Annotated in this window: 15 protein-coding genes; 11 read left to right on the forward strand and 4 right to left on the reverse strand. The window is 62.9% G+C overall.

Annotated elements, in window-relative coordinates; all coding sequences use genetic code 11:
- Nucleotides 1–320: 320 nt before the first annotated feature.
- Both WDO72_20235 and WDO72_20240 read left to right on the forward strand, forming a co-directional pair.
- Nucleotides 321–1,067 carry a hypothetical protein gene (locus WDO72_20235; protein MEJ0088002.1) on the forward strand — a complete coding sequence of 249 codons (747 nt, stop codon included), beginning with the start codon at nt 321–323 and terminating at the stop codon, nt 1,065–1,067.
- Nucleotides 1,068–1,080: 13 nt separating this feature from the next.
- Complete coding sequence (locus tag WDO72_20240; protein ID MEJ0088003.1) at nt 1,081–2,067, forward strand: hypothetical protein; 987 nt, start codon at nt 1,081–1,083, stop codon at nt 2,065–2,067.
- Nucleotides 2,068–2,499: 432 nt separating this feature from the next.
- Here the strand turns inward: WDO72_20240 and WDO72_20245 are convergent, their stop codons facing one another.
- Together WDO72_20245 and WDO72_20250 are read right to left on the reverse strand one after the other, a co-directional pair.
- Nucleotides 2,500–3,180 (reverse strand): transglutaminase domain-containing protein, encoded by a 681-nt coding sequence (locus tag WDO72_20245; GenBank protein ID MEJ0088004.1) that lies wholly within the window; start codon nt 3,178–3,180, stop codon nt 2,500–2,502.
- An 80-nt stretch (nt 3,181–3,260) separates the two neighbouring features.
- A complete protein-coding gene (locus WDO72_20250; protein MEJ0088005.1) occupies nt 3,261–4,481 on the reverse strand; it encodes a hypothetical protein in 1,221 nt (406 codons plus the stop codon).
- A 286-nt stretch (nt 4,482–4,767) separates the two neighbouring features.
- Between WDO72_20250 and WDO72_20255 the strand changes: the two genes are divergently transcribed.
- From WDO72_20255 to motB, 3 genes are all read left to right on the forward strand, one after another.
- Entirely contained in the window at nt 4,768–5,040 is a 273-nt protein-coding gene (locus tag WDO72_20255) for a hypothetical protein (GenBank protein MEJ0088006.1), read from the forward strand.
- A gap of 215 nt (nt 5,041–5,255) precedes the next feature.
- On the forward strand, nt 5,256–6,134 hold the full coding sequence (gene motA / locus WDO72_20260) for a flagellar motor stator protein MotA (protein ID MEJ0088007.1): 879 nt from the start codon (nt 5,256–5,258) through the stop codon (nt 6,132–6,134).
- A gap of 10 nt (nt 6,135–6,144) precedes the next feature.
- Nucleotides 6,145–7,224, forward strand: a complete 1,080-nt coding sequence (motB, locus tag WDO72_20265; GenBank protein MEJ0088008.1) for a flagellar motor protein MotB — start codon at nt 6,145–6,147, stop codon at nt 7,222–7,224.
- Here motB and WDO72_20270 read toward each other — a convergent pair whose 3' ends face one another.
- Nucleotides 7,225–7,689 (reverse strand): hypothetical protein, encoded by a 465-nt coding sequence (locus tag WDO72_20270; protein MEJ0088009.1) that lies wholly within the window; start codon nt 7,687–7,689, stop codon nt 7,225–7,227.
- Between the two features lie 105 nt (nt 7,690–7,794).
- Nucleotides 7,795–8,901, reverse strand: a complete 1,107-nt coding sequence (locus tag WDO72_20275) for an ATP-binding protein (GenBank protein ID MEJ0088010.1) — start codon at nt 8,899–8,901, stop codon at nt 7,795–7,797.
- Between the two features lie 389 nt (nt 8,902–9,290).
- Between WDO72_20275 and WDO72_20280 the strand changes: the two genes are divergently transcribed.
- The 6 genes from WDO72_20280 to WDO72_20305 all read left to right on the forward strand — a co-directional run bounded on the left by WDO72_20280 (nt 9,291) and on the right by WDO72_20305 (nt 19,192).
- Nucleotides 9,291–11,939, forward strand: coding sequence for an EAL domain-containing protein (locus WDO72_20280; GenBank protein MEJ0088011.1), 2,649 nt, complete (start codon nt 9,291–9,293; stop codon nt 11,937–11,939).
- Between the two features lie 92 nt (nt 11,940–12,031).
- Complete coding sequence (locus WDO72_20285; GenBank protein MEJ0088012.1) at nt 12,032–13,321, forward strand: efflux RND transporter periplasmic adaptor subunit; 1,290 nt, start codon at nt 12,032–12,034, stop codon at nt 13,319–13,321.
- A 17-nt stretch (nt 13,322–13,338) separates the two neighbouring features.
- Complete coding sequence (locus tag WDO72_20290; GenBank protein ID MEJ0088013.1) at nt 13,339–14,043, forward strand: ABC transporter ATP-binding protein; 705 nt, start codon at nt 13,339–13,341, stop codon at nt 14,041–14,043.
- Nucleotides 14,040–15,272 (forward strand): ABC transporter permease, encoded by a 1,233-nt coding sequence (locus tag WDO72_20295; GenBank protein MEJ0088014.1) that lies wholly within the window; start codon nt 14,040–14,042, stop codon nt 15,270–15,272. Before WDO72_20290 ends, WDO72_20295 begins: the two co-directional genes overlap by 4 nt.
- Nucleotides 15,273–15,329: 57 nt before the next feature.
- On the forward strand, nt 15,330–16,718 hold the full coding sequence (locus tag WDO72_20300) for a Gfo/Idh/MocA family oxidoreductase (protein ID MEJ0088015.1): 1,389 nt from the start codon (nt 15,330–15,332) through the stop codon (nt 16,716–16,718).
- A 350-nt stretch (nt 16,719–17,068) separates the two neighbouring features.
- A complete protein-coding gene (locus WDO72_20305) occupies nt 17,069–19,192 on the forward strand; it encodes a hypothetical protein (GenBank protein MEJ0088016.1) in 2,124 nt (707 codons plus the stop codon).
- Nucleotides 19,193–19,236 lie beyond the last annotated feature (44 nt).

The raw sequence follows: 19,236 nt of genomic DNA on the forward strand, positions 1-19,236 counted from the left end.
ACGCTGGATGGACGGCCGCAATCGACAGCGGCACGCTTCACTGCATGCCCGCTCCCATCACGAAACTCTCCGACCGCTTCGCCAATTACACGCTGCGGATCAAGTGCCGCAAGTGTGGCCATGAACGGTACACGGAGCCGCATTTCCTGGCCAAGCTACTGGGCTGGGAGACGCCACTAACCACCATTGTGGCCAAGATGCTCTGATCTAAGTGCAATGTGCGCCGGGAGTGTGAGCTGACGGCCACCAACACGCCGAAGCCGCGCGGGTACAGGAGCACCCGCTAACAAGCTGGCGGTCATCGCGCGTAGAATTCCGGCATGGCAGAAGTACCCGATGAGTTAGCAGGACAGCTCCGCCGCCAGCGTCGGTTCATGGTGCTGATGAGCTTGGCTGTTATCGCATACTTTGTGTTCGGCTTGGACCTGGAATCGAAGCTGGATTGGGTCGGCATGACTCTCAAAGCCAGGGACCCGCGCTACGCGATTGGTGCGTTGTGGGTAGTTTGGGGATGGTCCGTCCTGCGCTTCCTGCAATGCGGTTACAAGGCGGTGACGTTAGTCAGCTACGAGATTCGCGAGGACGTTGAGGCGCAGGCAGACCGGATTTTGAAGCGCAAAGCCGGCAAGGTAGCGGTGAAGCAAGTGCGTGAGGGTAAGCGCGAGAATGTGCCGAAAGATTCGGCGTTCCTGCCGCCCGTTGAATTCGGCTTTCACAGCAGCGAATCCGTCAAAGCGTCAACCGCGCTCAAAGCAGACATCATGGCTACCTACACGCCGGAGATTCACGGCGGACGCACGTACCCAAACATCATTGCAAAATTCAGAACCACCGCTGGTGGGTACTTCACCACCGTTGACTTTGGAATGAACATGGAGTTCGCGCGGTGGGAAATGTGGTGGGTGAGGGTGCGGGCGTGGCTCTACGCAACGCTGGCGATGCCCGGCATCTCGGAGCACGTCATGCCGGTGCTGCTGGCGCTCGCGGCCGTAGTCGCGGCAGCCACGCTGGACCCGAATGCTTGCCACGCGCGGTGGTGCATGCCGGGAGCGAAGGCCGGCCTGTAGTTAGGAGTGCGGAATGGCAGCGAAGCGCAAGAAAAAGGGTCGCGCGATGTCCAAGCGCAAGTTGCCCACTGGTCAGCTCACTCCCGGCTGCCTCCTTCCGACCAAGCCGACCGAAGAGGCGCTCCGCAACGTGATGGTGGGACGGTTGCCACATCGGGAGCGCGCGATTGTTGAGTACTTTGAGGCACAATCTAACAAGGGCGGCGGGCCACCGGTACGCGTGCGCCACCTGGAACGGTTGATGTGCGAGACGGTGACGGGTACTGAGTACGAACTGTGGGACGTTCACGCGACAGATGGGCGATGGTGGGTAGTGTCGCCAATGACAAACCTGTACCCACAAGATGCGTTTCCCAGCGCGGACTACATGCTGTCCTTCCACATCGGCCTCATTTCCCGCATCACTCATCGCAGCCAGCGTAGCGCGAGCGGCCCCACACCTCGCTTGGCCGGCGCATACCGTCGATGGGAGCAAGCGGCGCGCGCATTGGACGCCGTGAAAGAGTCTGAGGATTTGCAAGCAGTAGGTGTCAAGTGCCGGGAGTGTTTGCTCACGCTAATCCGCGAAGCGCAAAAGGGCGTGGAGCTGCCGACGGGCGCGGCGTGGCCGAAAGGCGCGAATTTTCCGGCGTGGGCGGACCTCATCGCAAACTGGGCGTTGCCCGGCGGCAGTGCGGAGGACCTTCGCGCGTATGTGAAGTCATCAGCAAAAACCACTTGGCAGCTCGCTAATTGGCTCACGCATACCCCAAACGCCCGGCATGTTGACGCTGAGCTAACTGTTGAAGCCGTACGCCACTTGTTAGACGCATACGTGGCAGCAATTGTGCGCCGAGAGTCCAAGCAGCCGGACCGCTGCCCAAAGTGCTCGTCCTTCCAGATGCACAGCGTGTACACACCGGAACTCGAAAGGGACCCGCCGTATGTCTTGATGTGCGAGGCGTGCGGCTGGAACGATGAGGATGCGCCCAATCAGCCCAGCCTGTTGCCGACACATTGAGTTTCTGGACGAACACGCCAGTAATGCAGCTCACAGCAAGAGGTGGCCTAATGCACCCTCCAGGCAATGCTCAGGCAGCAGCTACTCAATGCCAGCGTGGCCCATCTCGTTAGGCTGTACGGCCAAGAGGCCACACTGTTTGTGTTGCGCTCACTCACCAGGGATTGGGTGATGCAGGCACGGCTTAACAATGTGCAGCCATGAAAGGGCATGCCCCTGAAAACAATTGCTGACAGCACGGCCACTGTGGGAGGACGGGGGTATGCGAAATTCCCCAATAGTCGAGCCCTGTAATCAGTTGTGGCTAACTACAGCGTCCCACGCCCCGTAAAACATAGCAATTGCGTGCATCCAGCGGCCTTGCTGGATTACAAGCCATTTCAAACTTTAGTAAATGGGGTGCAAGGGGTCCCGAGTTCGTCCCGACCAACCTCACTTCGCTGGCCCCAACACCACCAGCTTCTGGATCCACTGGTTCGACAATCCGGCCAGCGACATCTTGAAACCCATGCCTTCGTCTTCGACCAAGCCAAACGGCAGGTAACGCGCATTCGGCGCGGCGTCGAGCAACGAGGCATCCGCGACGACCCACGTACCGTTTTCCAGCAGCTCCGCCCAGGCATGACCGTACGCGCCGAAGTTCTTGTCGTGCGCAACGAGCGCAATACCAATGACTACGCGCGCGGGAATCCCGTACATACGCGCGAGCGCCGCCGTGAACACTGCGTGTTCGCTGCAATCGCCCTGGCGCCTCTTCGCAATGGTCGACGCGAAATCCCAGCCGCGCTGCACGCTCTCGTCGATCGTGTGATTCACGAAGCGGATCAATTGCGCGCGTGTCGGTTTCGCACCGAACTCGGCCAGCTCCGCGCGCACTCCCACGAATTCTGGCTGGTCGAAGTCGATCATGAAGGTGGCTTCGAGCCAGTTGCGTTCGGTGGTACCGGCGAGCTGTGGATAGGCGCCGACGACATACTCGAAGCTCTCGGCATTCGCGACGGCTTCCACCTTGAGTCTGTCAGCCAGCGCAACCGCATCGTTCGACGTGAGCGACACCCGCAATGGCGAACCATCGGGGATCGCCTCCGCCACCAACGACTCGGTGGGAATCACGAATAATGGCGTGATTTGCGCGCGCGCTGAGGAAACCGCAAGCAGCGCAACGCAGGCGATCAAAGTATCTCGCACCCGCATCAGAACGCGCCGCTTACGAACACGCGTTCGAGCTTCAACTTCTGCGGACCCATCTGCACCTCCGCTGCGGACGGCAATCCCGAGGTCGCATCCAGCGTCACAGCCGCGTTCAGCGTACCGATCTTCGCGAGCGCGCTGTAATGCGTGTCGTCGATCTTCGCGACTACCTTGGTCTTCCCATCCGTGAGTTTGCCGGGATCTGCGGACGCCCACATCGGAATGCTGTGCTCGCCGCCCACGGCTTCGGGTGTCGCGAGCAGTCTTCGCAATGCCCATGCCTGCGCAACCCAGGTGCCCGGATGCGAACCCTTGTCGAGCTTCGCGGAGACCGCCTTGCCCTGCAGTTCGCCAGCGACGATCCACTCGCCATCCATTGGATTCAGCTTGAGGTTGGTCGTCAACTCGCCATCTCGCCCGACGATATGCAGCGCGTTGATCAGTTCCGCGTCGGAATCGATCCACTCGATGCTGACGGAATCCTGTGAAGCCACGTTGTCGGCGTTCGTGGGCAGCAGCATCGACAACTTCTGTGTCGCGACGGTGTCGCCCTCCGAATCGCGCTCGAGCGTGGTGAGCATGACGCCGGACTTCGTGGTCCCCATGCTCACCGTCGTGACTTCCTGGTAGTAAGGCGTGCGTCTTGTCTGCGCGATATCGATCGTTTCCGCCAACGCGCGCGTGACGGCCGCGAATGTCTTGGTATAGCCGAGTTCGACATGCGCGCAATAGATGCCGACACCGCCTTTGTTCATGGATATCTGTTTGAAGGCACCCACCAGCAGCCCCTTGGCCGACTTCACGGTGTAAACCCACGACACCGACAGATAGGGAACATCGCCGATGACGCCGGCGTCGAGACTCTCGATCTGCCGCGCCTGAATTTCGCCCTGCAGGTCTTCCGCGCGTTTCATCGTGCTCTGCGCGGACACGCGCACCATGTCGGCCAGGTCGATACCGTCTGGCACGACTTCGCAGTAGATAGAGGCGCCTTTGCCATGATCGAGCTCGATGGAATATGAGTCGTCGACCTTCTCGATGACGCCGACGACTTTCGCAGGCACCCTGGCCTTGAACCAGCCGTCCTTGCTCTTGATTTCCCGGGGCGCGATCAACCTGGATTCGCGGGCGCCGGCTGCGGTGAGCCAGGCCGGCGTATCCGCGGCCCATGCGGAGGGGAAACTCAGGCTCAGTGTCAGCGCGAGAGCGGCGCACCTGTTCATTCGGGCTCCTGAAATCCGGCAATGCGCCGGGAGCCCGACTGTACCGTTTGCGGCGGAATCAGACCTAATTCGGCCTTCGCGCCGGGAGTTCAGGAATCGGCCACATTCTGTCATCCACAACATGTCAATTCGATTCCTGGCCCGGGGATCCGGACACCAGGCGGGGTGTCGCGCGGTGCGACACGTATCTCAGTTCATATTGTTAGGCGGAGAATTTCGCCCATTGGCGACACCTCTTAAGAGGAGACTTGCCTTTCGGCTAATAACAAATCAACGGGTGGATTCGATGTCGCATTACTTCGTCAACAACGCAGCGCTTCCCGATGGCAACCACGAGGTGCACGCGATGGGCTGTTCCGGAATGCCGGTCGACAAGCGATACCTCGGCAATTTCGAGGACTCCACCCAGGCCATCATCGAAGCACGCAAGGACTTCTGGCAGGCGAGTAGCTGCGGGAAATGCGGCCACAGCCGCCGTATCGACGCCACGACCGCGAGCGCGACCACGACGCGCCTGAACGTGAGCGCCATCCGCTCCATGTTGGGAAAAACCACCTAGTCCAGCCGCCCGCAAGTCAAGCGGGCCGGTAACGCTTTTCACATCGCGCCCGCGGCAAATCGTTGCCGCTCCGCGAGCCTTGCGCCTCAACCTTCGCCGCAATGCGATCGGGCGCTCGTTTCGCGTGACTTATCGCTTCAAATTGAACCTTTGCGGCCGATACGGATGCAGGGCTGGTGAGTGTCACCAGGCCGGTCACCATCGGTCGGTTCAACATGATTCAGGTACTAGGCTCGATCATCGTGCTGGGTTGCGTGCTCGGAGGCTTCGTCCTCGAGGGCGGCAACATCCTGGCGCTGTGGCACCCCACGGAAATCCTGATCATCGTGGGCGCGGCGCTCGGCGCGTTCCTGACCAGCAACCCGCCCAAGGTTTCGAGGATGGCTTTTCAGCTGGCGCTGGGGCTGCCCAAGGGTCCGCGCTACGGCCGCGACGACTACGTCACGCTGCTCAAGCTGGTCTACGACATCCTCGTCAAGATGCGCAAGGACGGCCTGCTGGCCATCGAGGCGGACCTCGAAAAGCCGGACGAAAGCGCGCTGTTCCAGAAGTACCCGAAGATCCTCGAAGACCATCACATGATCGTCTTCATCACGGATTGCCTGCGCCTCATCGTCGGCGGCACGCTCGATCCGCACGAGCTGGAAAGCCTGCTCGAATACGAGCTCGAGACGCATCACAAGGAAGCGTTCGAGCCGGCGCACGCGGTGCAGAAGGTCGCGGATGCACTGCCGGGCTTCGGCATCGTGGCCGCGGTGCTCGGCATCGTGAACACGATGAGCGCGATCGAGGGCGCGGACACGGCGACGATCGGTCACAAGGTCGGCGCAGCGCTGGTCGGCACCTTCCTCGGTATCCTCGTGGCGTACGGTTTCGTCGGCCCCATCGCGAGCGCGATGGAACACAAGGCGCACGAAGAGGGCAAGGCCTTCGAAGTCGTCAAGATGGCGCTGGTCGCGAGCGTGCGCGGGTACGCGCCGCCGGTGGCGGTGGAGTTCGCGCGCAAATTGCTGTTCAGCGAAGTGCGCCCGACGTTCGCCGATCTCGAGGCGCATCTGAAGGGCAAGCCACCGCCGGGAAAGGGCGCCCACTAACTAACCAGCCATGGCTGCAGCTCCCAAACAAGGCGAAGCGAAAGCGCGCCCGATCATCGTGGTCAAGAAGAAGATCCAGGCGGCCGGCCATCATGGCGGCGCCTGGAAGGTGGCCTATGCCGACTTCGTGACCGCGATGATGGCGTTCTTCCTGGTGATGTGGCTGGTGACGGCCGTGTCGAAGGAACAACGCGCGGCGATCTTCGACTACTTCAAGAACCCGAGCATGGAGCCCGGCAAGAGCGTGAAACCCGCGCCGGGGCAAATGGGCCCGGGCGGCGCGAGTACGTCTCCGATCAACCTGGGTGGCGGTCTCGACGCGCCCAAGACGTCGCTCAAGAAGACCGACGCGGTCGGCGCGACGGTCATGACCTCGCCGGCGGCGCCCATCGATTTGAAGTCCGAAGAGCAGAAGGCGGCGGAGGCGGTCGAAGTTGCGAAGCAGCTCGAGAAGAAACGGCTCGACGCGCTGATGCAGGACTTGAAAGAAGCGATTTCGAAGAGCCAGGCGTTGAAGCCCTTCAAGGACCAGTTGCTGCTCGATGTCACGCCCGAGGGGCTGCGGATCCAGATCCTCGACGCGCAGAACCGGCCGATGTTCGATCTCGGCAGCTCGCGGCTCAAGCCCTATACGAGCGACATCCTGCGCGAAGTCACGGGGTATCTGAAGACGGTGCCGAATCGCCTCAGCATCACGGGACACACCGATGCGACGCCGTACGCGGGTGTCACGGGATTCACGAACTGGGATCTATCCACCGACCGTGCCAATGCCGCGCGCCGCGCGCTGGAAGGCGCCGGGCTCGAAACCGAGCGCATCTCGCGTGTCGTGGGCCTGGGGTCATCGGTGCTGTTCGACAAGGAGAATCCGCGCAACGCCGTGAACCGGCGCATCAGTATCGTCGTGATGACGCATGAAGCGGACGAGAATGCGAAGCTCACCGACGTGGCGCAGGTCGCGAAGAGCGGCGAATCCACGGAAACCGAGATCGCGCCCGGCATGACGATCACCGCGCCGACGCAGGCGCCAGCGACCGAGCCGGTGCCTGAGCCTGCGCCCACGCCCGCCGCGGCATCCGCCAGATCCTGATCAGACCCAGTTGCGGGCGTTCGCCAGGGCGCGCTCGGGGTAGTCGATCCGTTCGAGGAAGTCGCCGCGCAGGATGCGCAGCGCGATGATCTCCTCGTGGATTTCCTCGCGGCTGCGTAAACCGAAGCGCCGCAACAGCGGCTGCGCCGGGCTCCATCCCTGCAAGGCCTGTTGCAACAGCAGCGCGGATGCCACGCCCGTGAGCGCGAGAAACCGCCTATCTACGGCGATGCCCAGCGCGAGGCCGGCCAGGCCCAGCGTCGCGGCCTTGGCTTCGAGCGTGCGCTCCAGCGTCCATTCGCGTTCGAGCTCGCGGATGCGTTCGTCGATGAACACCGGGTCTGCGCCGATGAACCTGGTGACGTCATGCAGCGTGCGCGCGTGAATCCGGCGGTTGATGCTCGGAGGGATGGATGGGGCGACGAAATCTTCGGTGCCGGTGCCGGTGGTGGCGGTGTTTTCCATCGCCTGATTGTCGACATGGATAACGGGCCGCCTGTCGGCCTGCGCCGCGCCACGGGTAGGCGGGCGCCGGTTTTCAGTGCGGATCGACGCAACCTGCCTTCGTATCTAGTACGAGGTGGTATCCGGCACGCTGAAGTAGAACGTTGCGCCCTGGTCCTGTTCGCCATCCACCCAGGTCTTGCCGCCGTGGCGTTCGACGATCCGGCGCACGATGGAAAGCCCGACGCCCGTCCCTTCGAACTGCTCGGCGGAGTGCAGTCGCTGGAACACGCCAAACAGCTTGTTCATGTACTTCATGTTGAAGCCGACGCCGTTGTCCTTGACGAAACACACCAGCGTCGCGCCATCCATGCGGAAGCCGATCTCGATGCGCGCCTTGGCGCGTTCGCGCGTGAACTTGATGGCATTCGAGATGAGGTTCACGAACACCTGCTGCATGAGGCCCTGGTCGACCTGCCAGGTGGGGAAGTCGGCGACTACGAACTCGATGTCCCGTCCCGCCCGCTCATTCGTCATGCCATCGATGACGCGCTGGACAAGTTCGGTGAAACGCACCGGTACCCGGTTCAAGGACTGGCGGTTCAGTTGCGACAGGCGCAGCAGATCCGTGATCAACCGGTCCATGTGCGCGGCGCCGGCATTGACGTTCGCCAGCAGGCGCTGGCCTTCCTCGTTGAGCGATGCGGCGTGATCGGTCTGCAGTACCTGGGTGAAAGTCGCCACCGCGCGCAGCGGCGCGCGCAGATCGTGCGAAACGGAATACGAAAACGCCTCGAGCTCGCGATTCGCGATCTTCAGTTCCTCGGTGCGTTCGCGGACATTGTCTTCCAGCTTCTTCTTCTCGATGCGCAGCTGGCGCACGGCCAACGCGCGTTCGAGGACGGGAAGGGCGGTGACCAGCTTGATGGGTTTCTGGATGTAGTCGAGCGCGCCCGCCTTCATGGCGGCGACCGCGGTGTCGAGCGCGCCGTGGCCGGTCATAATCACCGCAACCAGGGTCGGGTCGATCATCTGCGCGGACTTCATGAGGTCGATGCCGTTGGTGCCCGGCATCTGCAGGTCCGCCAACAACAGATCGAAACTGCGCTCGCGCATGGCGCTCAGCGCCTCGCTGGGCGATGTGAATCCGAACGTGAGGTAGCCTTCGTATTCGAGCGTGTCGCAGAGCGCGCGCATCGAGGCGGGCTCGTCGTCGACAATCAGCAGACTCAACTTATGTTCGGTTTGTTGGGCGATATTCGTATTCACGTCACAAAACCTGCTTTGTTCGGGCTTTCCGGCCCCGGCACGGGTGGCGTAGGAAAATCCCCGCCCCTATATGTCGGCCTAGTTTCCGCCCGCTTGAGGGAAAGTAGCAAACGCCTAAGAGAGACTCTGGGAAGTGTGATATCGGACAGATCCCACAGCAGAGCCTCCGGTTCTTTGCAAGCCTCCATGCCTATCTACTTAGTAGGCTCTTACACCCGTCTGTGCGTTGCATCACACGCTCGAATTCGGCCGTGGATTAAGTTGTCGACATCTGCATCTGGCGGAGAATAGCGTCGGCGCAGTCAGCATCGAGGGCGCCACTGAGTCAACGAGTGGCAGGGAATCAGAGCGTAATGCAACCGGTCAGAGTGGTTCTTGTCGAAGACATGCCGATGGAGGCGGAGATCGCCATCCGTCAGCTCGAGTCCGGTGGTTTCTCGTGCAACTGGAAGCGCGTGGATTCGGAAGTATTGCTGCGGAACACACTCGCCGAAGGCCGGCCCGACCTCATCCTGTCCGATTTCTCGCTGCCGGGTTTCGATGGCATCTCCGCGCTCGACATCGCGCGCGAAGTTTCCCCGGATACGCCCTTCATTTTTCTCTCCGGAACCATCGGCGAAGAACGCGCGATCAATGCGTTGCAGCGCGGCGCCTATGACTACGTGCTCAAGACCAACATGGCGCGCCTCGTGCCGGCCGTGCGCCGCGCGCTCAACGACTCATCGATCCGCCGCGCGCGCGTAGCGCTCGAACAGCAGCTGCGCGACATCGTGGTCACCTCCCAGGACTGGATCTGGGAACACGACCGCGACGGCAAGTTCACCTTCTGCAGCGATTCCGTCCGCACCATCCTCGGCTACGCGCCGGAGGAAATGCTCGGCAAGAACGCCTCGCAGTTCGTGCATCCCGAAGATCTCGCGGCGCTCGACTTCGCCATGCATACGCTCGGCGACAACCAGCGTACGGCCACCAACCTGCAGGCGCGCTGGCGCCATCGCAACGGCAGCTATCGCTGGCTGGAACGCAACATGCTGGTGTTGATGGGCGAAGGCGGGCAGGTCGCGGGCTTCCGCGGCAGCGAACGTGATTTCACAGAACGCCGCCGCCAGGAAAAACACATCGCGCGGCTCACGCGCGTCTTGAAGATGCTGAGCGGCGTGAACAGCGCGGTGGTGCGTATCCGCCAGCGGCGTGAAATCCTGATCGAAGCCTGCCGCCTGGCAACCACGGTGGGCGGCTACGCCAGCGCGATGGTGGCGCTGATCGAGCCGGGCACACGCACGGCGCGGCCGGCCGCCTGGTCGGGCAGCGTCGACAACAGCCAGGCACAACAGCTCACGTTCAGCATCGCCGAACAGGCGAGCGAGGATTCGAGCGTCATCGGCCGCGTGCTGCGCACCGGCGCCTCGATGGTCTGCAACGATCTGCAATCGCTCGAGATGTCGCTCGCGGCGCGAGCCTCGCTGATGGATTCCGGTTTCCGCAGCGTGGTCGCCTATCCACTGCTGGTCGATCGCACGCCGGTGGGCGCGCTGATGCTCACTTCCTACGACGTGGGCGCGGTGGGTGACGAGGAGTCGCGCATGCTGCGCGAGCTGGTCGCGAATCTGTCGTTCGCGCTGCAGTACCTGCACAAGGAAGACGAAATCCGGTTCCTGTCCTACTTCGACCCGCTCACCGGCCTCGCCAAGCGCAGCCTGTTCTGCGAGCGCCTGGTCCGGGCGCTCGAACCGAGGATCGGCCGGCGCGGCACTCCCGCAGTTGCGGTGCTCGACATCGAACAACTGTCGACCATCAACGATTCATTCGGCCGGCACGCGGGCGATCTGCTGCTGCAGCAGGTGGCCGATCGGCTCAAGCGGCACATGGATTCCACCGATCTGCTGGCGCACTTCGGCGGCGGCACGTTCGGGCTGCTGATGGAAGCCGCGGGTGATGAAGACGAAGCCGTTCACTGGATGCAGGAGCAGGTCATCGAGATTTTCCGCGCGCCGTTCAATGTCGACGGCCGCGGCATCCCTGTCGATGTGAAAAGTGGTTTCGCGCGGTTTCCCGACAATGGACACGATGCGAACACGCTGGTCCAGAACGCCGAAGGTGCGCTGCGCAGTGCCAAGAGCAGCGGCGAGAAATATCTGCCGCATCGCCTCGAGTTGAGCTCGGCGGTGGTGTCGCGCATGACCATGGAGCACCGCTTGCGCGGCGCCGTGGAGCGCCATGAGTTCGAACTCCACTACCAGCCGAAGGTCGATATACGCAGCGGCCAGGTCCGCGGCCTCGAAGCGCTGGTGCGTTGGCGCGATCCCGAGGCGGGACTGGTGATGCCTGGCGCGTTCCTGCCATTGCTCGAATCGAGCGGCTTGATCGTTCCGCTCGGCGACTGGATCTTGCGGCAAGCCGCCATCGACTTGCGTCGTTGGCAGGCTGCGGGGCTTTCGCCTGGACGCGTCGCCGTGAACATTTCGCCGTTGCAATTGCGCCGGCGTACCTTTGCGGATCATCTGCTGGATCTCGTGGGCGAGTGGCGCGACGACAATATCGGTATCGACATCGAAATCACCGAGGGCGTCTTGATCGACGACGTGAGTTCGGCGGTCTCGCAATTGCGTGTCTTGCGCCGTTCCGGAGTCCGCGTGGCCATCGACGATTTCGGAACCGGGTATTCGTCGCTGAGCCGCCTGGCCGAACTGCCGGTGGACATGCTCAAGATCGACCGCAGTTTCGTGAGCCAGCTGACCACCACCGGTGCCGGCCGCACCGTGACGGAAACGATCATCGCGCTCGGCCGGGCATTCAACATGACCACGGTGGCGGAAGGCGTCGAAACTCCGGAGCAGCTGGAGATTCTTGCGCAGCTGGGTTGTGATCAATCCCAGGGGTATCTGCACAGCCGGCCCGTGACGTTGACCGAAATCGAAGCGTTCCTGCGAGCGGGCACGGCTGCGGTCCCGAAGAGCAACGTACCGAACACCGACGCAACGGCGTTCGCGCGCCGCGGTTGACATCGATCGATAAAAATTAGGGGGAACGCGGGGCCCCTTGAGTGATCTACACTGCTGCGCGAAAGACGCGCCGCGTCAGATCGGATACGACCTTGCTCAAACAACTTTCCCGCGCCCGCCTGATTGGACTCATTGCGCTCGTCCTCATCGTCCTGTTTGGCCTCTATCGATGGATGGCCGGCGGCGACGCCGCTCCTGAATACCAGACCACGGTGGTCGAAAAAGGCAGTGTCGTCGCGCGTGTCAGCACATCCGGCAGCCTGCAGGCGGTCGTCACGGTCGACGTCGGCAGCCAGGTCTCGGGCCGCATCCAGGAGCTGTACGCCGACTTCAATTCCCCGGTGAAGAAGGGCGAGTTGATCGCGAAGATCGACCCGTCGCTGTTCCAGGCGGCGGTCGTGCAGGCCGAGGCCAATGTCACCGCCGCGCGCGCCAACGTCACGCGCCTCACCGTCACCGCCGACGACGCGGAACGCCAGGCCAAACGCGCCACGGATGTGTACGCGCAGCGGCTGATCTCCGAGACCGAACGCGATAACGCCGTCGCCACCGCGCGCGCCGCGCGCGCCGCGGTCGACCAGGGTGTCGGCCAGCTCGCGCAATCACGCGCGCAGCTCGACCAGGCGAAGACCAATCTGCGGTACACGGACATTCTTTCGCCCACCGACGGCGTCGTCATTTCGCGCGCGGTGAACAAGGGCCAGACGGTGGCGGCGTCGCTGTCGGCGCCGGTTATCTTCACCATCGCGCAGGATCTGCGCGCGATGGAGGTCCATACCAATGTGGCGGAATCGGACATCGGCCGGTTGAAGCCGGGCATGCGCGTCACTTTCACGGTGGACGCATATCCTGGCGAGCCATTTCGCGGCTCCATCCGCGACATCCGCAATGCGCCACAGATCGTGCAGAACGTGGTGACCTACGACGCGGTGATCGATGTCGCCAATCCCGATCTGAAGCTGAAACCTGGCATGACCGCGACGGTCAGCATCGTGGCGGATCGCCGGCGCGACGTGCTTACGGTGCCGAATACGGCGCTGCGTTTCCGGCCTGAAGGCGCGCCGCCGGAACAGACCGCACAGCGCCCGGGCGCGCAGGGTGGCGGTGCTGCTGCAGGTCAACGTCGCGAACGCGGTGAAGGCGGCCAGCGCGAAGGTGATGGCGACGATGCAGCCCCGGTCGCGGTCAAACGTACGGTGTATGTGCTGGTCGACGGCGAGCCAGTGCCGCGCACCGTGACGACCGGTCTCACCGACGGCCGCATCACGGAAGTCACCGGTGGCGAGCTGAAGGAAGGCGAAGCGGTCATCGTCGGTGCCGGGGGGCAGAACGCCCAGGGTCAGCGCGCCGGGCAGCAGCAACGCGGCCCGCGCATCCTGTAGTTAGCCGGCAGCGTCCCGTGGCCCTCATCGAACTGCGCAACCTCGGCAAGATCTATCAATCCGGCGATACGGAATTCGCCGCGTTGCACGACGTGAACCTGTCGATCGAGCGCGGCGAGTTCGTCGCGATCACCGGCTCATCGGGTTCCGGCAAGTCGACCTTGATGAACCTTCTCGGTTGCCTCGATTCGCCGTCGCGCGGCAGTTATCTGCTGGCCGATCGGGACGTCGCGAAGTTGTCGCGCATCGAGCTCGCGAAGGTGCGCAACGAATTCATCGGCTTCGTGTTCCAGAGTTTCAACCTGCTCAAGCGCACCTCGGCCGCGGAAAACGTCGAGCTGCCGCTGATCTACGCCAAGGTGCCGCTGGCCGAGCGGCACAAACGCGCCAAGGAAGCGCTCGATCGGGTCGGGCTCGCGCACCGTGCGGGGCATCATCCCTCGCAGTTGTCAGGCGGCCAGCAGCAGCGCGTGGCGATCGCACGCGCGCTGGTCACCAATCCGCCGCTGATCCTCGCCGACGAACCCACGGGCAACCTGGACTCCGCCACCACGGTCGAGATCATGAAACTGCTGACGGACCTGCAGAAATCCGGCATGACCATCGTGTTCGTCACGCATGAACCGGACGTCGCGGCGTACGCGGCGCGCAAACTGCTGCTCAAGGATGGCGGCGTCGTGAGCGACCAGCGCCAGCAGCCCGTGCTCAAGGAGGCCTCATGATTTCGGCCGGTGAAACACTGCGTCTGGCGGGAATCGCATTGACGCGGAACAAGATGCGCTCGTTCCTTACCGCGCTCGGCATCATCATCGGCGTCGGCGCGGTGATCTTCATGCAATCGATCGGCGAGGGCGCGAAGTCGCGGGTGCGCGCGCAGATCGAAGGCGCCGGCACCAACATCGTCATGTTGTTCTCGGGTTCGAGCCAGGGAGCGGGAGGCCGGGGCGGCGCGGGTTCGCAACCCAGCATCACCTGGGAAGACCTGCGCGCGATTCAAACCGAGCTGCCTTCCGTGGCCGCGGTCGCGCCGCAGATGAACGCCAGTCAGCCGGTGATCTCGGAAACCAACACCTGGAATACGCAGATCACGGGCACGACGCCGGATTTCTTCACCATCCGCAACTGGCCGGTGTCGAGTGGCGCGATGTTCACGGCCTCGGACCAGGCCGGCGCCGCGAAGAATGCAGTGATTGGTCAGACCGCCGCGGAGAACCTGTTCGGTCCCGGCGTCGATCCGATCGGCCAGATCATCCGCATCCGCGACGCGCCGTTCACCATCATCGGCGTGCTCGAGCGCAAGGGTCAGAACGCGATGGGTTCGGACCAGGACGATGTGATCTTCATCCCGATGTCCACGTTCCAGTCGCGTATGCAGCGCGGGCTCGGCAAGTTCGTGCCGGGGCGTATCTTCGTGAGCGCCGTGTCGCCCGAAGCGATTCCGCGCGCGCGCCAGGAAATCGGCGCGTTGCTGCGCGAACGCCATCGTCTCGGCCCCGACGACGAAGACGATTTTTCCACCAGCAGCATGGCGGAGATGACCAGCATGCTCACGTCCACGCAGGACACGGTCACGAGCCTGTTGTTCTCGGTCGCGCTGGTGTCGCTCGTCGTCGGCGGCATCGGCGTGATGAACATCATGCTGGTGTCGGTCACCGAGCGCACGCGCGAGATCGGCATCCGCATGGCGGTGGGTGCGCAGCCGGCCGACATCATGGCGCAGTTCCTGGTCGAAGCACTGGTGCTCGCCGCGATCGGCGGCGCACTGGGCGTGATCTTCGGTGTCGGCTTCGGATATCTGCTGGCGAGCAAATTCGGCTGGACGATGGTCACGCGCACTTCGATCGTGGTGGCGGCACTCGCGGTCAGCGCGGGCGTCGGCGTCGTGTTCGGACTTTATCCCGCGCGGAAGGCCTCGCGACTCGACCCGATCGAAGCTCTGCGCTACGAGTGATTTTGCGGCGGGGCTATACTCCGCCTCCCTTCCAACCAATCATCGGATTCGATCGCCATGAAAAAAGAGAACGCTGACGATTCTCAGGCGCCCGCGCGCCACAACGTTTCACGACGCAAAATTCTGGTCGGCGCGGCGGTTTCGCCGCTGATCATTTCTTCGCGTGCATGGGGCGCCAACAGCCGCATTCGCGTCGGGCAGATCGGCCTCGGGCGCATCGCGACCGGCCACGACATGCCGGGCGTCATCAAATCGGAGCTCGGCGATTACGTTGCGGTCTGCGATCTCGACAGCAAACGCGTCGAAGCCGGCGTGAAGATCGTCGAGAAGTCGTACACCGACCGCGGCGTAAAGGCGCCGCAGATCCGCAGTTTCGACAACTATCGCGAGCTCATCGCGCGCAAGGACATCGACGCGGTGGTCATCAGCACGCCGGACCACTGGCATGCGGAGTGTGCACTCGCCGCGGTCAACGCCGGCAAGGACGTCTATCTACAGAAGCCGTTCACGATGACCCACGCCGAGGGCGTGATCCTGCGCAATGCGGTCAAGCGCACCGGGCGCATCCTGCAGGTCGGCAGCCAGCAGCGTTCATGGGAACAGTTTCGCCGTGCGGCCGAGCTCATTCGTTCCGGCCGCATCGGCAACGTACAGCGCGTGGAAATCGGATTGCCGACGGATCCCACGGCGCCCGACGCCGCGCCGCAGGGCGTGCCGGCGAATCTCGACTTCAGTCAGTGGCTGGGCCCGACGCCGGTGAAGTACTACACCGAGATGCGCGTGCATCCGCAGGCTGACTACAGTCGTCCGGGCTGGTTGCGTCACGAAGCGCATTGCCTCGGCATGATCACCGGCTGGGGCTCGCATCACTACGACACCATGCACTGGGCACTGGAGTTCGAAAACACCGGGCCCTCGAAAGTCGAAGGCAAGGGCGATTTCCCGCCGGAAGATCGCATCTGGAACGTGCATGGTTCGTACGACGTGACGCTGCAGTATCCGAAAGGTGTGGTGGTCAACGTCTCCGACAAACACAACACCGGCCTCAAGTTCTACGGCGACGAGGGCTGGATCTGGGTGACTCGCGAGGGTACGGGCGCCACGTCGAGCGATCCGCAGGCCAAGGGCGCGAACCTGCCGCCGCTCGATGCCAGCGATCCGAAGATCCTCGATCCGAATGGCGTCACGCGTCCTCTGCTGGTGAGCAAGTCGCATCACAAGAACTGGCTCGAGTGTGTGCAGTCGCGCAAACAACCTTTGGCGCCGGCGCATGTCGCTCATCGCAGCAACACGGCCTGCATCGTGAGCTGGATCGCGATGAAACTGGGCCGGCCGCTCGAGTGGGATCCGAAGACCGAGCGGTTCAAGAACGACGATGAAGCGAACTCCATGTTGACGCGCAGTGAGCGCGCGCCGTACGGCGCGTTGCATCTCGCGAAAGCCTGATCGACCGCGGGAAATGGAAATCGACGGCCGCCGTTCTGGCGGCCGTTTTTTTTGCGCCGGCGCCTTGTCCGGGCGGGCAGGGCGCGCCTGTCTACCCGCCAAACTAGCCAGTCCTTCCGGCCGCTTCGCCTAACTGGTTAGGCCAATCAACCACGGCGTCGTGTTCAGGCGGGACTTGCTTGCAAGTGACTGACAATCGTCGATATTTCCCGTTTTTGATCGAAATACACGATTTCTTGACACCGGTGCCAGGTCGGACCAGACTCCGGCCGTGAGCGATTTGGTCAGGCCGAAGTGGTCAGGCCAATTAGGGTCAGATAAGCATTACGACTTAACAGGGGGGAGCAGAAATGCGCCTTAAAGGACTTTTTGCGGCCGTTGCGTGCGCGCCGCTGCTATTGGGCACGCTCGCGGCGCCCAGCTTCGCGGGAAATGACAATCGCGGCAGCGATTTCCGCGGCAACGACGGCCGCGGGCACGACGATCGAGACAATGACGGCCGCGGCAACGATGGTCGCGGGCACGACAACCGCGATAACGACGGCCGCGGACACGATCACCACGACAATGACGACCGATGGGATGACCACGACGGTCATTCGGGCAACAAGGGCATCAAGCCCATCAAGCATTTTCCGGAGCCGGAAACCTTCACCAAGCGGATCCACACGGTTCCAAACCCGTTCGTCAGCTGGGAAGGAACGGAAGTAAAGCCACGCGACTGGCCGGCACGTGCTGCGCAGTTCAAGCAGATCATGCAGCACTACGAGACGGGCTATCTGCCGTCCACCGAGGGGATCACCGTTTCCCTCGAAGTCACCAAGGCGCAGACCAGCTACACCGCTGCCAGCGGTGCCGGAGCCGCGCAGGTCACCGTGTACAAGAACGGGATCGCGGCCGCGCACAAGATCGACATTTCGTTCTTCCTTCCCGATCCGGCCAACCCGGCGTTCCCGCCGCCGCGCAAGGGCTACCCGGTGATCCTCAACACGGGTACCTCGGTGTCGGGATTCTCCGATCTCGCGGCCGTGTATGGCATCGCGACGGTCGGCATCGACGTCCGCGACATCGATTCGGGTGACAACGAAACCGGTTCCTACGTGGCGAACGGCCGCGCCGGTGTCGTCAACGACATCTTCGATCTCGTATCGATGATGCCGGATGCCAGCCGTACCGCTTTCAGCGCGGGACTGGTGAATGGCCGCTGGTTGCCGCCGTACGTCAACACGCCGGGCGATCCAAACGCGCCGAGCCTCATGTTGTCGCAGGCCTGGGGCATCAGCCGGGTCATCGACGCACTTGAGGCCGACAACGCGAAGGCTGAAGCCGAGCGCGCGATCAACGTCAATCCGCTCAAGAGCGCGTTGTCGGGCATCTCGCGTCTGGGCAAGCTCACGTTGGTGGCGGGCGCCTTCGACCCGCGTATCGCCGTGGTCAACATCGTCTCGTCGGGTTCGGGCGGCGTCGTCATCGATCGCTTCCAGAGTCCGGACGTGAACGAGCGGCAGTCGCTCGGTCTCGAGCCGTCGTGGGGCTACGACTATCCACTCAACAAGAAGTACTACTACGTCAAGATCACCAACGCGAGCACGGTGGATACGACGTGGCGCGCGGATGCGGTTCTGCCCGCTGAAGCGCTCATCGATCCGCGCGGGCGGCCCGACGGTGGCACGACCGCAGCCAGTGCTTATCAGACCGACGGGGACTATCTGGATTTCGCGGCGGGCCTCAAGGTTGCCGATGGCCAGGTGAATCCGCTCGCGACGGGTGCGAATGCCAACACCACGACCGGCGTCGGACATGGTGGCAACATCAAGCCCGGCTATGCGGTCATCAACTTCGGCATCCAGACGGGTGCGGGCGCGGAGCAGGGTCACAACCAGGGCACGCAGAACTTCACCGATGTGCGGTGGGGATACGGCGCCTGGTTCAGCCCGCGGTTCCGGCAGTGGCCGATTCTTCCGCAGTTCGCCGATGTGGACATCATCAAGCGGGTGAATCGCGGTGAGTACGGTTACATCATCACCGAGCCGTTCGATCAGCATTTCCTCGTGGGCATGATCGCGCCGCGCGCGGTCCTGATCCAGGACGGATACCTGAGCAACAACACCAATCCGGAAGGCACGTATTTCGGATATCTCGCGGCGCGGGAGATCTATCGCTTCCTGGGTGTTCCCGAGAAGCTAGGTCTCAACATGCACCTGATCAATCACGCCAACCCGTTGCGCGAGAAGTACGAGTTGGGTGAGTTCATGACGGCGGTGTTCAAGAACAAGGATCTCGATCCGAAGTTCCATATCCAGCCGTTCCCGATCAACGATCCGCGCAGCCTGTTCGACTACAAGAAGCTGGACTGGGCCGCACCGGGCCACGATTCGCTCAAGAAGCAGGTCGAAAGACTGCGTATGTCCGAGCGAGACCGGCCGAGAGTGTCGGTCCGCGCGGACTCCGATAGGGAATCCTGCCGGGACTAAGCACTCGTCCCGTTCAGGAGGGCGCCCAGACGACGGGAGTCTGG

The organism is Pseudomonadota bacterium (assembly GCA_037200975.1).
In the GTDB taxonomy this organism is placed as follows: Bacteria; Pseudomonadota; Gammaproteobacteria; order Steroidobacterales; family Steroidobacteraceae; genus CADEED01.